This is a genomic window from Stenotrophomonas sp. Sm2128, assembly GCF_030985535.1.
Taxonomy (GTDB): domain Bacteria; phylum Pseudomonadota; class Gammaproteobacteria; order Xanthomonadales; family Xanthomonadaceae; genus Stenotrophomonas; species Stenotrophomonas maltophilia.
This window is the reverse complement of record NZ_JAPTFQ010000017.1, coordinates 1-14,984: the sequence shown is the minus strand read 5'-3', so window position 1 is coordinate 14,984 and position 14,984 is coordinate 1. Positions and strand designations below refer to the sequence as shown.

General features: G+C 66.5%; 9 protein-coding genes. All 9 read right to left on the bottom strand.

The features are described from left to right. Positions 1-23 precede the first annotated feature (23 nt). A complete protein-coding gene (locus O0K41_RS07075; protein ID WP_126411773.1) occupies positions 24-509 on the bottom strand; it encodes a hypothetical protein in 486 nt (161 codons plus the stop codon). Further along, complete coding sequence (locus O0K41_RS07070; RefSeq protein ID WP_049427184.1) at positions 509-3,313, bottom strand: tail fiber domain-containing protein; 2,805 nt, start codon at positions 3,311-3,313, stop codon at positions 509-511. Before O0K41_RS07070 ends, O0K41_RS07075 begins: the two co-directional genes overlap by 1 nt. Before the next feature lie 25 nt (positions 3,314-3,338). Beyond that, entirely contained in the window at positions 3,339-5,876 is a 2,538-nt protein-coding gene (locus O0K41_RS07065) for a phage tail fiber protein (RefSeq protein WP_005412396.1), read from the bottom strand. 39 nt (positions 5,877-5,915) lie between these two features. Next, positions 5,916-9,017, bottom strand: a complete 3,102-nt coding sequence (locus tag O0K41_RS07060; protein WP_234500153.1) for a hypothetical protein — start codon at positions 9,015-9,017, stop codon at positions 5,916-5,918. A 69-nt stretch (positions 9,018-9,086) separates the two neighbouring features. Then, complete coding sequence (locus O0K41_RS07055; protein WP_164221372.1) at positions 9,087-11,261, bottom strand: hypothetical protein; 2,175 nt, start codon at positions 11,259-11,261, stop codon at positions 9,087-9,089. Positions 11,262-11,264: 3 nt separating this feature from the next. After that, the gene (locus O0K41_RS07050) at positions 11,265-11,663 is read right to left on the bottom strand and encodes a hypothetical protein (RefSeq protein WP_032961812.1); all 399 of its coding nucleotides are present in this window, start codon (positions 11,661-11,663) and stop codon (positions 11,265-11,267) included. A 32-nt stretch (positions 11,664-11,695) separates the two neighbouring features. Beyond that, positions 11,696-12,169, bottom strand: a complete 474-nt coding sequence (locus O0K41_RS07045) for a hypothetical protein (RefSeq protein ID WP_005412400.1) — start codon at positions 12,167-12,169, stop codon at positions 11,696-11,698. Continuing rightward, the gene (locus O0K41_RS07040) at positions 12,166-14,298 is read right to left on the bottom strand and encodes a hypothetical protein (protein WP_005412401.1); all 2,133 of its coding nucleotides are present in this window, start codon (positions 14,296-14,298) and stop codon (positions 12,166-12,168) included. The genes O0K41_RS07045 and O0K41_RS07040 overlap by 4 nt, the downstream gene beginning before the upstream one ends. Continuing rightward, positions 14,298-14,888: a hypothetical protein gene (locus O0K41_RS07035; RefSeq protein WP_005412402.1), complete on the bottom strand. Its 591-nt coding sequence runs from the start codon at positions 14,886-14,888 to the stop codon at positions 14,298-14,300. The genes O0K41_RS07040 and O0K41_RS07035 overlap by 1 nt, the downstream gene beginning before the upstream one ends. Between the last annotated feature and the right edge of the window lie 96 nt (positions 14,889-14,984).

The following is a 14,984-nucleotide window of genomic DNA, read 5'->3' as shown; positions in this document are numbered from 1 at the left end:
GTCTCTTGTAGGTGGTGGATGCGTTAGAGCGGACGACCGAAGCTGTACTCGTAGTTGCCGGTCAGGGTGATCTGCGTGACGCCATCGGTGACGACGACTGTGAACTGCCCCATGCGGGAGGTGTTCCGCCCAGAGGCGGTCACAGTGCCACCGAGGCCGCTGCCGGAGATCGACGCGCCGCCTGTGACGGAGCGGGAGACCACGGAGTAGTTGCCGGTGCCGCCCGAGCAATAAACGCTGAACGACTCGCTGACCGTGCCGTTGGTGGACTGAGGCCAGTTACCCATCAGGTAGCTCGGCGACAGCGATGCTTGGAACGGCGTCGCCTTGACCGCGTTGTAGAACTGCGAGGCGTAGATCGGGCCGCTCGTGGGGACGCCGTAGTTGGCCGGAACGTCGGGCACCAATCCACGTCCTCGGTAATACTGGTCCGCGTAGATCGGGTAGCCGCCGCCAAACTCGGCGCGGATCATTTCCCAGGAGATAGGGCCGGAGCCGGGGAGGGCCATCAGGCACCTCCCCCAAGGTCCGCGACGCGCTTACGCAGCGCCTGCACCTCAGCGATAAGGAAGGGAATAGCCTTCTCCCACTGGATCGTCTTGATGCCGTTTGCGTGCGTGGCGACCATCAACGAGTAGACCTCCTCGGCCTCCTGCGCGATGCCGCCGACCTCGTGATCCGCGCTCGGGTGGAACGTGGGATTCAGCTCGGCGATTGCCTTGGCATCCCAATCGAACTCGCGTACACGGAAGCGGTCGAAGAAGTCGGCCACCTTGGAGGCCGAGGCGTCCACGATGTTCTTCTTTAGACGCGCATCGGACGCATAGGCGACGATGTTGCCCGTGGCGACCCAATTGTTGCTGCCGTCGCGGTAGGCGCACCACGAGAAGGCGTTGCTGGCGAGGAAGCCGTGGTTGTTGTCGTTGCAATGGAGCCAGTGCGTGGTCCCGTTGTCGGAGTCGTAACAGGTGATGGTTGGCGAGTAGCTCTCCAAACGGAGGTCGCCACCGCTACCGCCTGGGCCAGCGATAAGGAATCCCTTGCCGCCGTAGGTGCGAACCCAGGTGCTGTCCTGCATCCAGATGCCGCCGCCGTGCGCTTCCGAGTACCAGCCGGTGCCGGACTGCTGGGAGCGGAACCAGCCAGCGTTGAGGTAAATCTGATCGCCGACCGTCAGGCGGCCCGCAATGTTCGCAGCACCGTTCCAGTACAGGTTGTACCAGCTGTTCGTGTTCACGCGGGTGATCGAGCAAACGTCATCGCCAGCGCCGTTCGTTCCGTGGATGTACGCGGTTCCCGCTGCACCCATGCCGGTCAACCGCAGCGGCGCGCCATAGGCCAGAGTGACCTGCCCGGTGAAGGTTGCGCCACCCAGGCTCGCCTTGCCGTCCAGTGCGGACTGGAGGCCGCTGACGTTTGCGATGGTGTGCGTGTGACCGGCGTCGGCCTTTCCTGCCGGGTTGAAGTTCGCCGAGGTCCAGACGGTGCCGCCAGCGTTGAGGGACGCGACGCCACCCGTGCCATCGCCGAATCGGAACTCCAGCGAGTTCGCAGCTGGCGGCACGTACACATAGCGATCCAGCGACCCCAGGTACATGACGCCGGACGTGGCCTCGCCGCCAAATCCCTGCACACGAATCTGCCCGGAGGCGAACGTCTTGACGCCACCGATGGACTGATCGTCGGTCACGTTGACGACGTTGGCGATCTCGGCGGCGGTATGCGTGTGGCCGATTGCCGACTTCCCGTCGAGCGCCGCTTGCAGCCCGGTTACGTTTGCGATGGTGTGCGAGTGGGACGCCGCCGCTTTGCCGTCGAGCGCGGACTGGAGGCCGGTCACGTTGGCGATGGTGTGCGTGTGCGTCGCCGCCGCCTTGCCGTCGAGCGCCGTCTGCGTCGCGGTGCTGATCGGCTTGTCGAGGTCGGCGGTATTGTCCACCTTGTCGAGGCCGACCTGCGCCTTGGTGTGCGTGTGGGTGCTCGGCGGGTAGGTCGTCGGCTTCCCGGTGACGTGGGTGTTGAAGTCCACGTCGTCGCGGGTCGCCAGCGCGCCCAGGCCGCCGATGTCGCCAGCCACGAGGGTCACGTCGCCCTGCTTACCGGCGACGCTGGTGACCTGATCGGTGTTGTCGATCTTCTCCCAGGTAGCGCCGTAGAGCGCCTGGTCGCCGACTCGCCAGTGGATGTCGCCCACAGTGCCTTCGCCGACCACCTTGTAGAAGTGACCCTTCACCGGGTTGGCCGGGAACGCACCAGTGCCGGCATCCCACGATCCCATGTAGACCAGCGAGCCAGTGACGGCAGCCTGCGCCTGGGCGGCCCAATGCTTCGCCGAGAACTCGCCCGGCGAGACCTCGGTGCCCTGCGGCGCGTTCGCGTACAGGCCAGCCTTGTCGCGGGCAGCCTCGGCAGCGGCCTTGGCCGACGATGCGGTCTGCGCCGAGATCGAGGCGGCAGACGCCGAGCCGGACGCAGCGGAGGCATGACCGGCTGCGGTGGTCGCCGAGCCAGCAGCCTCGCCAGCCTTGGTCGCCGCGGCGGACGCCTGGGCTTCCGCCCGGTTGGCCTGGGTGGTCGCCTGAGTGACCGAGGTCGCTGCGGCGGTCGCGCTGTCGGCGGCTGCGGCAGCCGATGCTGCGGCAGCGGTGGCGTCAGCTTCCGCGCGGTCGGCCGCGTCGGTCGCATAGCCCAGGATGGTCTGCGCCTGATCCCGTGACGTGGCGGCAGCAGTCGCCGCTGCTTGCGCGTCGGAACGCGCCTGACCCGCTGCGGTGGCCGACGTGCCCGCCTGGCTTGCGGAGCCAGCCGAAGCCAGCGCCGAGGTGGCCGAGGCCGTCGCCGAAGCGGCGGCGTCCACTGCGGAGCTTGCCGCCTCGGTCGCGCTGTCGGAAGCCTCGGCCGCCTTGGCAGCAGCGAAGGTCGCCGCGTCGGCGGTGGCCTGCACGTCGTCGTCGATGCTCGCGGCGGATTCCGCAGCGCGCACGGCGGATGCTTCGGCAGCGTCGGCGAAGCCAGAGGCGTCATCTGCGGACGCCTGCGCGGCGTTCGCCATGCCGGTTGCCACGGACACCAGGTCGCGCACCTGCACGACCGAGCCGGTCAGCTCGTCGGTCAGCCCGGCCACGTCCTTCTGGAGCTGCGGGAACGAGAGGAGGGTGTGGTTGTTGCCCAGGCCGTCCGTCACGACGACGGTGCCTTCCTCCTGAGTCAGCAGCGCGATCATCTGATTCTCGCGCCGGTTCCAGCGGTCTACCAGCGTCGAGAGGCGCGAGGCCAGCTCGGCGTTGGAGACGTAGCCGGGGGTAGTGCTCATGCGGTGCTTGGGTTCTCTCTGAGGGTTATCGGATGCCGAAGGCGAAGCCGCCAATCGACGTGATGAGGTAGTTCGGGTAGGCCGGGGCGTCGTAGCCGTGGACCTGCGGAGGCGGGCTGGATGCGCGGCACCGCACGCGGAATGCGCGGGCACCGCCTGTCCATGCGCCGGACGCCGAGAGCGTCACCGACTGCTCGTAGGTGTAGAAGTTGGACGCGGTGAAGGTGTTGCCGTCGCCGCCCATCTGCTGAATCAACGCGCGGTACATCGGCGGCTCGTGCGAGGCGATGACGACCCACACAGAGTCGCGCAGCTCCTCCAAGATGACGTGCAGCCCGTAGACGCGCGTGTTCGCGGTGACGGTCACCGACACGGAGGGCGTATGACCCTCGCCAGCCAGCACCGGAGCGCCGAGCCAGAACTCGTGGATCGCCACCCAATCGCCGAGCGGGATGAAGTTGTTGCCCGCCTGGTAGCAGAGGCTCGTTGCCCCGGTCCACCACACGCCGGTCGCCGACTGGAACTGCCCAACGATGTTGGGAGCATTGACGCGGCCTCGGAAGAACGCGCCGCCGTTGCGGTCCACGTAGAACACCGCGTTGTTGGCGTTCTTCGCGCCGGAGCCGACCCACAGGGGCCAGTCGCCGAGGTTGGAGATTTCCACGCGGAACTCGGCAGCGTTGACGATGTTGCCGTTGCCGTCGAGGGTGTGGGTCTTGAACGTGCCGCCGTTGATCGTGCCTGCGTTTGCCGTGAGCGCGGCCAGGGAGTTCACCCTGATCTTGTCCGCAGTGATCGTCCCGTCCACCACCAGCGCACCCTGGATGCCCACGGTGGACTGGCCGCCGACAGTGCCGATCACGAACGGATACTTGATGCTCGCCAAGGTGCCGCCCGAGGTGTACTGCGGGTGGACGAAGGCGAAGCGATCCGCGGTGACGATGAAGTCGCTGCCGGTCTGCGGGTTGGCGGAGAGGGCGATACCGGCGACCACGGGGACGCCGTTGATGGTGCCCGCGTTGATCTTGACCGAGTAGTTGGCCTGCCACTGACCGTACATGCCGGAGTGCTGCCCGGCGACCACGTTGAACTCCTGCCGGATGGTGGCGAAGTCGCCGTCCTTGAACGCCTGGACCTGCGTGGCCGCGATGGCCTGTGCCTGCTCGGCGGTGATCTTGGTGGTGTTGAGCTGCTGCACCAGCGCGCCGGTCGGAGAGGTGACATCCAGGTCGGCCTTGCGCCAGCCGGTGCCATCCCAAATCTGCGTCAGGTACGCGCCGGTCTGCACGGTCTTGACCCAAAAGGTCGGAACCTTGAAGCCGCCAGCGGGCGGGGAGGGCTGCGCGTCCGAGAAGATCGTCGGCGCGGTGCTGGTCTCCAGCGTGGATACCTGGGAAGCCAGGGCTTCGCGCGCGGACGCTTCGGTGTCGATGCGCTGCTCGAAGGCGGCCGAAACCGCCGACACCTGGCCGTCGATCTCATTGGCAATCCCCTGCGGCACGTTCGCGCCGTAGCTGGCCGCCATCTGCTGTCGGAATGCCGTGTTGGCACCCTCGGCGTCCGTCAGGGCTTCGGTGGTCTCGGCCAGGCCAGCGATGTTCTCGCCGTGGCGGACTACTGCCGTCTCAACGTCGGACACGCGGGCCTTGGTTGCGTCAACCTCGGCCATGACCGCGGTGCGGACCTGCGCCGCGCTGTCCTCGATCTCTGCGCCGAGGCGCTGCTCGGTGGCCGCACGCGCCGCTTCGGTGGTGCTCTCCACCTCGTCGATGCGCTGGTTGAGCGCTGCGGAGATCGTCTTGCCGTTCTCGACCACCTGGCCTTGCAGCTCGGTGATCGCCTCGACGCGCGCGGAGCGCTCGTCAGCGATGGCGCGATTGACCTCCAGGAATCGTGCCTGGCTACTTTGCTCGCCGTAGTCCACCCGCGCGAACAGGTCGATGATCTGCTGCGCGATGACCTTGTTGCCTTCGGTCAGCAGTCCGATCTCGTGGGTGGCCGTGCTGATCTTGTCGCCATAGTCGCGCTGCACGTCGAAGAACTCGTGCGAGCGCATGATTTCCTCCAGGATCGCCTCGGCGTTCACGTCGATAAGGTCGATGCGGGTCAGCAGGTCTTGCAGTGCTGGCGAGCGGAGGAGCTGCTCGATGATTGCGTTGAGGTCCGGGTCGCCACCGGGGTTACCGGGGCCGCCACCGGGGAGGCCGCTGCCACCACCGAACTCGGCGAGTTCCTGGTGTGCGTACAGCAGTTGGCGGAACGACTTGGACAAGTCGCGCGCCGGGAGGTTTGCGCCTTCCTTGTAGTTGACCAGGAGGGCGTCAATCGGCGTGAATCGCCGGATGGTCACAGTGTAGGGTGCGTCGAGCACGCCATCCTGCGACGGAATCTCGATGGTGCTGGCGTCCACCCACGACACGGAGACAGCGCGGGCCGCGTCCGGTTCACCGACGAACGCCCGGATGTGTTCGCGGGCGATGTACGGGAACGGCACGGTGAACCGCGTAGGGCCTCCCTCGTAGGTGTAGAGCACGAAGGAAAGGCCGCGCGATAGTTCGATCATGCGTCCTCAAAAAGGTGGAGGCCCCGAAGGGCCTCCTGGTTACGGTCGATCAGTCCCGTCCTTGCGGTCAGGGAACTGCTGTAGGGCTTGATCCGCGATGTTGCGGACGCCCGTCATGTTGTTGAACCACCAAATCTTCCAGAAGTCGCGCATCTGCTTCTCGGTGATCTCCTCATCGTCGCGGATGGCCGAACCGATCATCCGCGTGCTGCCGTAGACCTTGTTGAACAGGTCGATGGACGGGATGCCCATCACGCCGTTCTCCAGGCCGGTCGAGCGGTTGTTGGCGAACACCGGGTCGTTACCCAAGGCGTCCGCCCACACGGCGTCGGTGACCGCGGGGATCACGTTCGACCAGCTCGATTGCGCGACAGCGTTCTTGTAGAAGTTCTCCTGCGTCAGCTGCTTCTTCCGCTGTTCGGGGTTGCCCGCAGTGTTGATGTACGTGCGAGCCGCCCAGCCCATGCCTGCTGCCGAAGTGGACAGCACGACCATCGCGTAGGTGCGCCAGTCGTCGTAGTGGTGGACGGAGTTCAGGAAGTGGCGGGTGTAGCTGTTGACCATGAAGCTGCGGAACTGCGTGACGATGCGGCCGGTGGTGGAGTGCATCAGCTCGATGCTGTCCGAGGCGTCACCTTCGAGAACCTGGTGTCGCGTCACGCGGAACAGGAAGGCCGCCATGCGCTCGCGCGTCTGGAACGGCAGCTTGTCCGGGTCGATCTGCTCGATCTGCCGCTTGCCTTTGAGGTAGCCGAACACGTCGGCCTGGGCCTTCTCGTCGAGGCCCCAGGTGCGCAGGCGGGCCACTTCGGCGTCCGACAGCTTCTTGGCGTTCGCCATGTCCAGCAGCCGCAGCAGCGTGGCGCGACCGGCGATGCGTTGGAGCATCGTGTTGATCGGGGCCATGCCGGATGCGACCGAGGTGACGTGCGTCGCCATGTTCATCGCGTTGTCGATCTTCTCGCCGTGCTTGACGTTGAACGTCTGCGGCACTAGCGCATCCTCGTCCAGGCGCAGGAACGGCGGGTTGCGCAGCCAGTCGGTGCCGGGTGCGAACAGCCGCTCCATGACGCGCGCCTCCTGCGAGGACAGCTTGCCGTCAGCGCCGCGCACCAGGAAGTCGCGGGCGGCACCCACGGAGTTCCAGAAGTTGCGGAGACCGGCATGCGCGATGGTCGGGCCAAGCTCGGCGAACAGCGAGAAGCCGACCTGGTTCATCACGCGGGCGAAGTTCCAGTTGCGCAGGAACCGCGCGTAGCGTGCGCCTCGGCTGGCGGGATCGAGTTCGGTGCTGCGGCCGAAGGTGGACTTGAGGCCGATGTCGATCAGGCGCTCGATGTCCTTCACGTCGTCGCCGGACTTGCGGGCGTCGCTCTTGAGCTTCGACACGAAGCGGTCGAGCTGTGCGCGGTTCTTGATGCCAGCCTTCGACGACAGCGCCGACCAGCCGGTGATCTCGCGCATGTAGCGGGTCATCACCGAGTCCACGTCGTTGTCGAACAGGTCGGCCATCGAGACCTGCACGTCCTCGCCAGCCTCGTTGCGGATGGTGGTGGAGTAGGTCTCGTCGAGGTCGATGCGCTTCTTCGCGCGGTCGAGCTTGCCCGACTCGTAGGTCTTGCGCTCCAGCTTGGACAGTAGCTCTTGCGACCGCACGGGCGAGACGCCCGCCTCGGTCAGCATGTTGCCGATCTCCTCGACCGAATCGCTGTCCAGCGGGCGGACCAGCAGGTCCATCCCGTCGCCCTCGAAGTTCGCTTGGGCGCGCTTGAGGTAGGAGCGTGCAACCGCCCCGAGCAGCTCGTCGTCGATCTCGTCGCCTTCGTCGGTGGTGGCCTCCCAGGCGCGACGCATGGCGGGCTTGATGAGCTGCTCGATCACGTCGTCCTGGTGAAGCTGCATCTCGCCGAACAGGCGCTTGAAGCCCTTGCCACTCCAGTAGCGCGGCAGGTAGCTGCCGTTCTGCGCCACGTTGGCGAAGCCGTCGAGGTTGCTGTCCTGCGCCAGCTTGAGCGCATCGCGCATCGCCTTGGCGACGCTGCCGGCCGCCTTGGCGGCTTCCGGTGATACGTCAGGCGCACCGCGCACGGCACGGCCGACCTCCTCGTTGAACTTTGCGCGCTCGGAGAAGTTCCACCAATGGGTGCCTGTCCGTTGCTTGTAGGCGTCCCATGCGGCGTTCACTCCGCTCCGCCATTCCGTCTCCATGACGGCCAGGTGGCGCTTGGCGAACTCGCTGGTGGACTCCTGGACCGCGACGGAGCGATCGGTGTAGCCGACGCCATCGCGGAACAGCAGGCGGCCCGCCTCGCGCACCAGCGGCGACTTGGCGCTACCCATGCGGGCAGCAAGGTCGCGGCGGACGGTGGCGAAGTGGGGCGTGATGTGCGCGTTGACCAGCGCCTTGTCGGTGAACTCCTGCTCGAATGCGCTCTCGTTGCGCAGCGGGAGGACGCCTGGCGTGAGGTCGTTGGCGGCGGTGCCTGCCACGCGGGCGGCGGACAGCGAGTCGTCACCGGCCAGCCGCTTCACCACGTCAGGCTTCACCTCGCCGTCGAACAGGGCACCCCGGCGAGCGCCGAGGGCACCACCGAACGCGAACGACAGGGCGGCGCTCTGCACGCCATCCGCGAGCGTCTGCTCGGGGTCGTAGGTGGAGGTTGCGGCCGACATCAGCGCGGAGGTGCCCGCAGCCTGTAGACCGGAACGCACCGCGTTGGCGAGGCGTCCGGCCTTGGCTGCGTACCCCAGGCCGCCCGTGGCGAGATCGAGGCCGGTTGCCACCGGGTCGGTGAAGCCGAGGGCGATCTGTCCGCCCAGGCCGAACTGCGCCAGGTCGTCGTCCGCCATCTGATTCATAAAGGCCACGGATTCCAGATAGGAGAGGTGCTCGTCGGACGTGGCCCGGCCGAACAGCTCCCACTGCTCCGGGCGCAGGCCCATCGACTCCCAGCGCTTGCGCGCGTCTGCGGGAATGCGATAGCCCTGCTGCGGCTCGTAGCCCAGCTCGGTGATGAAGCGGTCGATGAAGCCGATGCCGCCCTTTGCCTGGGCAGCGCCCCATCCGTCCCATACGGTCGTCTGATCCTTCCGGCGCTCCGCGGCCTCTCGCTGCTCCTTGCGCTCGCGCACGGCTTGCACGATGGGCTGCTGGGTTGCCGGCTTGACGATGTTCTCGTCTGCGCCGGGTAGGGATTCAAACATGCGGTCTTACTTCCTCGTCAGGTACTCCAGGAAGTCCTCGGGGACTGCCGGGGTGGTGGTGGTTTGCTTGGTGCCCGCCTTGGGAACCAGCGGCTTGGTGAGGTCGAACTTGGGCAGCTCGAAGGCGGGAGCCTCGGCGGCGCTGGCGTCGCGCTTGGCGATGGCCGCAGGGACTTCCGTGGTCGCCGACTGCGAGCGCAGGTCGCGGATGTTCCGGGACTGGTCCGCCCAGGTGGTGCGCTGCTCGACCCGACGACGCGCCTGGGATTCCGCAAGGTCTCCCTTCCAGCGCTGGTGCTGTGCCGCGATGGCACGCGGGTCGAAACCGATGGCGCGGCCGGTGTCCGGGTCAGGGATCAGCCAGTTGTCGGGGCCGACGATCTGCCACTGCCCCGGATTGCGGGGATTGGGCAGGGCCGACAGCTCATCCGGGTCGCGGCCGAGCTTGCGCGCGACCGTCTGGATCAGCTCGTCTACCGCTGGCTCGGCACCCTGCGGCATGCCGATGTTTGGCACGCGGCGGCCGTTGACGGTCGTGCGCTGGGCGTCGATCTGACCGACCGCTGCACGGATGGCAGCTTCGCCGGACACTCCGCCACGCGAGGCGATGCGCTCGGCTTCCTGGCGGATGCGGTGCAGCTCACGCGGGTCACGCGGCTTGCCGTCGATCTCCAGGTAGTCCTTGATGCCGGACTTCCAGGTGTCGTTGATGACCGAGCGGGCCTCCTCGACTTCCCGCTTCGGTTGCGTCAGGACGCGAGCGGCCTCCTGGTGAGACTGACCGCTGCGCCGGGTGTCGTAGAGGTACTGGTCCAGCATTGCGGCAGCCTCGCCGCCAGCGACCGTATCGGCGTACTTGGGCGAGACCTTGCGGAGCTGTTCGTACAGCGTCGCGGCGTTCTGGAAGTTCTCCTGGAACGCCGGGTCAGCGCGCTTGAGGATGCGTTCGAGCTGGGGGATGACGATGCCCTGCCGTGCCCACTTCTGGAGCACCTGGCCGCGTGCGGCCTGCGGGGTTTCCTCCCACTCCTTACCGGCCTGCTTCTTGAGGTCGGCGTCGCTGATCTCGTAGGGATTGCCCCCGGCTACCAGCTTGCGGATGCGCTCCTCTCGGGCGCGCTCCTTCGCTTCCTGCTCCCAGCGGCGAAGCGTCTGCTCCTGCTGGTTGTTCCAGTATCGCTTGAAGGACTGGAGGTCGCCACCGCTCAGGCCGAATTTACTGGCCCAGGTGTCGATGGTCTTGTGGGTGAGCTGGCCGCGATCCGCGAGGCCCTGGAGCGTCCACTCTGCCTCGGCCATCGCCTGCTTGCGTGCCTCGTCCTCGCGGTGTGCGATCACGCGGGCACCAGCGGCAGCCGCCGCGCGCAGCTCGTCGCCGTGCTCGGTGTTCATCAAGCCGGGCTGGCCGTCGCCGCGGTCCTGCTCCAGGAACGCCAGGATCGACTGAGGATCGCGGTTGCCTGCGGCCAGCTCCTCCTTGGCGGCCTCGACGTAGAGTTCGTCCACGTCGCGCTTGTTGAGATAGGCGTACTCCTCCTGGTCCAGCATCGCGTACAGGCCGTTCATGCCCTCGGAAGTGAGGAACGTGCCGCCCTTGATGCCGTCGCGGATGATCGCGGTCAGCGACTCCTTCTGCCGGACCAGCATTTCCCGCATCGAGTCGGCCTGCCACTGCTGGCGGACCTGCTGCGCGGCGCGCATGGCGACCGGCATCAGGGCCTTGCGGACCTGCGGGTCTTGGAACTCGGGGTTCTGCGTCAGCGCAGCCATCCGCTCCTTGATGAGCGGCTCGATGTCGGTGCCGGGTTCGGCCTTGGCGATCTCTTTGGCCGCTTCGATCTGCCAGTCGCGGACGCGGATGATGCCGTCTGCCTTGAGGTAGCCGCGACGCCATGACTCCGACTGCTGGGCAACGAAGTCCTCGGCCTGCCGGGGCGTACCCTCGGCGTCCTCCTGCATACGTTGGGTCGCCGCGGCGCTGTACTGCTCGCGGCTGTTTGAGATCATCTGCGAGTTGACGGAATCCGAGACGCGCGTCAGCACCGCAGCGGCGGTGCGAGAGAGGACACCGGCACCAGCGGAGGACGCTTGGTCAGCCTGCACCGCCAGAACGGGGCGCTCGGCGAGACGCTGCGGCACCTGCGCGCGGCGGATGATCTCTTGGGGTTTCGTGCGAGCCACGGGTTACTCGTCTCCGGGAATGGAATAGCGCTTGTAGGTTTGGATGTTGCTGTAGGCATTCGCGCCTGACTGCATCACGCCGCCCAGCGCCTCGGCATTGCCGGTGCGGATACGAGCGCGTGCTTCGGAGCCGCTTTCGACGACTCCGTTCCTGCGGTTCTTCTCGATGAGGGCCACGTCACGGCCAGCCTGGGCCATGATGTCGTTCGCCAGCAGCTCGACCGAGTTGCCGGACACTGCCGCTTCTGCTGCGGAGGCGCGCATCGCGGATCGCAGTGCGCGGGCCTCCTCCATGCGCTGTTGGGTGCGCTCGGCGGCCTGGTCGTTGATCTGCTCCTGCTGACGCTCCGCGGCTTCCTCGATGGCCTTGTTGTTCTGATCCTGGCCGTACATGGTCGCCATCGCGCTGACTGCGGCGATACCGACCTGGACTGCTACGGGGTTGCACATGGGGTCTTGGTTACTCGGACGAAGGGTGTCTTGGCGAAGCCGTAGGCGGACTCGACGCCGCTCTCGCGGAAGCCAAGCCAGCCGAGCCATCGCCGCGTGGTGACGGCGTGGACATCGACGAAGTTGAAGATGGTGCCGAAGGTGGCCGACCACTCGTCGCTGATCCGCCGAGCTTCTCGGAGGAACGTGCGGCAGAACGTGGGAGCCACCAGGGCGTCGGTGCCCAGCAGCCAAACCGAGGCGATACCCTCGGCGTGCTGGCTGAAGCCGAAGATGCACACGGGGGAACCGTCGTGCATCGCGGCGAAACTGCGGTCGCTCGCGGTCACTGCAAATGCGAGCGCCTGGAGCGGGGTGTGACCATGCGAAGCCGCCACCTCCAGGATGTCCTCCTGCCGCATGTTCTCGGCGACGTGGAGGATGTCGCTGGCGGTGGGGCTTCGATAGGTCAGGGTCATACTCGGCTGCGGGAGACGAACATGCCGCGCCACTGTGCTGACTGGAACCAGCACTGGAACGGCAGGCGGTTGACGAGGTGCATGCGGACGCTGTTGGCGTCGCCCAGCACGGGGAACCGGCGAGAGCCGGAGTGGAACGTCGGGGCGCTGGTGCGGAACACCGAGTCGTTGAGGACGCGCGCGGTGTACGCACCGGAGTGCGACGCCACGTAGGTCTCGACGCGGCCATTGCCGTGCTGCTCGACCTCCAGCTCGAAGTACGCGCCATCCTTGTAGGCGACCTCGATGTCACGCACCTGCGTGCGGCCCACCAGCACGGCCTGGTTCTGCCCACCGCGAACGATGGGCTTGGTCAGGGTGAGGCGGTGCTCGTAGTCCATGCCGACGACCACGCGGCCCTCGGTGTGGTTACCGGGGAGCGCAAGGCGGGTGCGGGCGTTGTCCCAGCGCGCCTTGGTGATGTCCAGGTACGCGCCGGGGTCTTGCCAGTCGTCCGTCTTGAGGACGGTGACCGTCATGCCATCGGGCACGATGTAGGGCAGGTCGATCCAGGTCTCGTTGCCGAACTGCTGATAGGTGGGCTGCACCACCAGCATGCGGTCGAGCAGGAAGTTGTAGTCGCCCGTGGCATCCGTGTCGTGCTGGTTGAGCACCATGCGGAACTTGAGCAGCTCGCAGCCGCCGCCTGGGGCTTCCGCGACGGCGTACAGCACGTCGTTGATGGCGTGCATGTGGACGATGCGACCGACGCCGGAGATTGACCAGCGCGTCCATGCGGACTGCTGCTTCTCGTCGCCGATCCAGCGGACGAAGTAGACGTAGAGCTGCGCGTCGGTCGGCTCGTCAGGAGCGAAGAACACGCAGTCGGCACCACTTGCGCTCGCCATCGCTCGCATGCGGCCCGGCATCAGCTTGGGCACATGCGCCGTCACGTCGGCGGCGTCGCCGGTCACCGACAGGTCGTCGATGAAGTATTCGCGCACGCTGGCGTATGCGCCGCTGTCCTCGGTGAAGTACAGCGACTCGCCCATCAGCTTCGGCCGGATGTACGGCGAGCTGCTGTAGCTGTTGACCGGATCGCTCTTGACGTTCTTGGCGGCCAGGTACGGCTCGGCGGTCAGGAGGAACTGGCCGCCCGCAGCGGCAAGGAACAGGGCCGACTGGAACGGGACTGCGTGGTAGAGCGTGGTGACGCCGTTAGACCCGCTGACGCTCACGTCGATGGGGTCGGCGTCGAGCACCTGGGTCACCGAAGTGCGCCAGAGGTTGAACGGATCGGAGACCTCGGACATCAGCACGTTCTCCCCGGCCAGGAAGCCTAGGCGGTCCCGGTGCTTGAACACCTCGCGGATGCGCTGGCCGTCGATGGACGGGAACGGGTTGCTTTGCTCGTCACCCGCGAGGCGCGCGGTCCACTCCGGTCCACCGAAGGAGAACCAAAAGCCGTCCGCATGCACTGGATCGGGGATGCGCTTGAGGATGTGCGGCATCGTCTTGGCATCGAAGCGGTGCTTGATGCCCGGCCGGGCGACCTCCAGGTAGACCGAGGAGGACTGCTTCTGGACGTAGTAGTCGTCGAATTGCGATTCGGACGAGCCGATGATGTTGTAGATCGCGCCGGTCGGCACAACGGCCGAGCCTTTGTCGCCGGGCTTCGGCAGGTCGGACATCGTTTGCGCCGATCCGTACAGCGAACCGGGCGACAGCTCATCGCTCTGCTTCACGTCTACCAGCCGGTTGACGATGAAGGTGGTGTCGGAGAACGTCGCCAGCGCGAAGCACGACCACGCACGCTGTCCCTGGGTGTCCAGGTAGTTGAGCGCGTCGCCCGTGGCGTTGACGGTGTATTCCTTGCCGGTCTCGTGGTCGAACACGCGGATGCTGCGGTGACCCACGGCGACGATGTAGCGCTCGTTCTCATCGCGGACGATGGAGTGGAAGGCACAGTCGTGATCGAGGGTGACGCCAAGGCCAGCAACGAACTCGGCGGGCGGGCGCTTGCCAGCGCCCATTGCGGCATGCAGCCAGGCGTTGATCGCCTTGGTGAGCTGGTTCGGCGAGCGGACGGTATCGTCCTGCTGCGACTCGCCTCCCAGGAACGAGGGATAGTCCCCCGTGATTAGCGGCATCAGCGGTCCCAAATATCAGACACGTCCGTCGAGCCACTGAGGAAGTTGTGGCCGCGGGCGTAGGTGAAGTCGGCGTGCTCCTGCGCGAAGATGAGGTATGCCTCCTCCTCGTGCTTCTCGGTGAACACGTAGAGCTGGTCGCTACCCAGCACGCTCGTCTGGAACAGACGCGCAGCGCGCACGGCGATGTAGCGGCGGGCCGACTCGGGCAGCTCCTCGTAGGCGAGGAACCAGGTCACGAAGTCGGCGGTGGGGGCCGACGAGAACGTGTCGGCGAGGGTGAGCGGGTTGATGAGGCGCGTGCCTCGGATCACCAGCGGCTCGCTTCCGCGTGCGGGGACGAGCTTGAGGATCGACTGCGGCGGCAGCACCTTGCCTTCCGCGTTGAGCGTGAAGGTGAACGACTCGCTGGTGTTGAACCACCAGCCAGCGGTTTGGACCTCGCGGCTCACCGCGCGGAGGGTGTCGCGCGCCTGCGAGGCGTACAGGTTGCCGAGCGCTTCGAGGTCGCTGATCGGCGCTTCGCCGATAGCACCGAGCAGCACATTGACGGCTTCGAGTTCCGTGGTCGGAGTGAGTTCGAGGTTCATGGATTCGGGGCAAAAAAACGGTTCTTCTCCCATCTGAGGGGAGAGGCTCACGGCCGACCCGCTAGATTGTGGTTGTCGAGACTACAAACTGGGGCC

What these genes read in the sequence shown, in the direction of transcription:
- O0K41_RS07075 (WP_126411773.1), bottom strand. Translation starts at nt 509, where the DNA reads ATGGCCCTCCCCGGCTCCGGCCCTATCTCCTGGGAAATGATCCGCGCC.
- O0K41_RS07070 (WP_049427184.1), bottom strand. Translation starts at nt 3,313, where the DNA reads ATGAGCACTACCCCCGGCTACGTCTCCAACGCCGAGCTGGCCTCGCGC.
- O0K41_RS07065 (WP_005412396.1), bottom strand. Translation starts at nt 5,876, where the DNA reads ATGATCGAACTATCGCGCGGCCTTTCCTTCGTGCTCTACACCTACGAG.
- O0K41_RS07050 (WP_032961812.1), bottom strand. Translation starts at nt 11,663, where the DNA reads ATGGCGACCATGTACGGCCAGGATCAGAACAACAAGGCCATCGAGGAA.
- O0K41_RS07045 (WP_005412400.1), bottom strand. Translation starts at nt 12,169, where the DNA reads ATGACCCTGACCTATCGAAGCCCCACCGCCAGCGACATCCTCCACGTC.
- O0K41_RS07040 (WP_005412401.1), bottom strand. Translation starts at nt 14,298, where the DNA reads ATGCCGCTAATCACGGGGGACTATCCCTCGTTCCTGGGAGGCGAGTCG.
- O0K41_RS07035 (WP_005412402.1), bottom strand. Translation starts at nt 14,888, where the DNA reads ATGAACCTCGAACTCACTCCGACCACGGAACTCGAAGCCGTCAATGTG.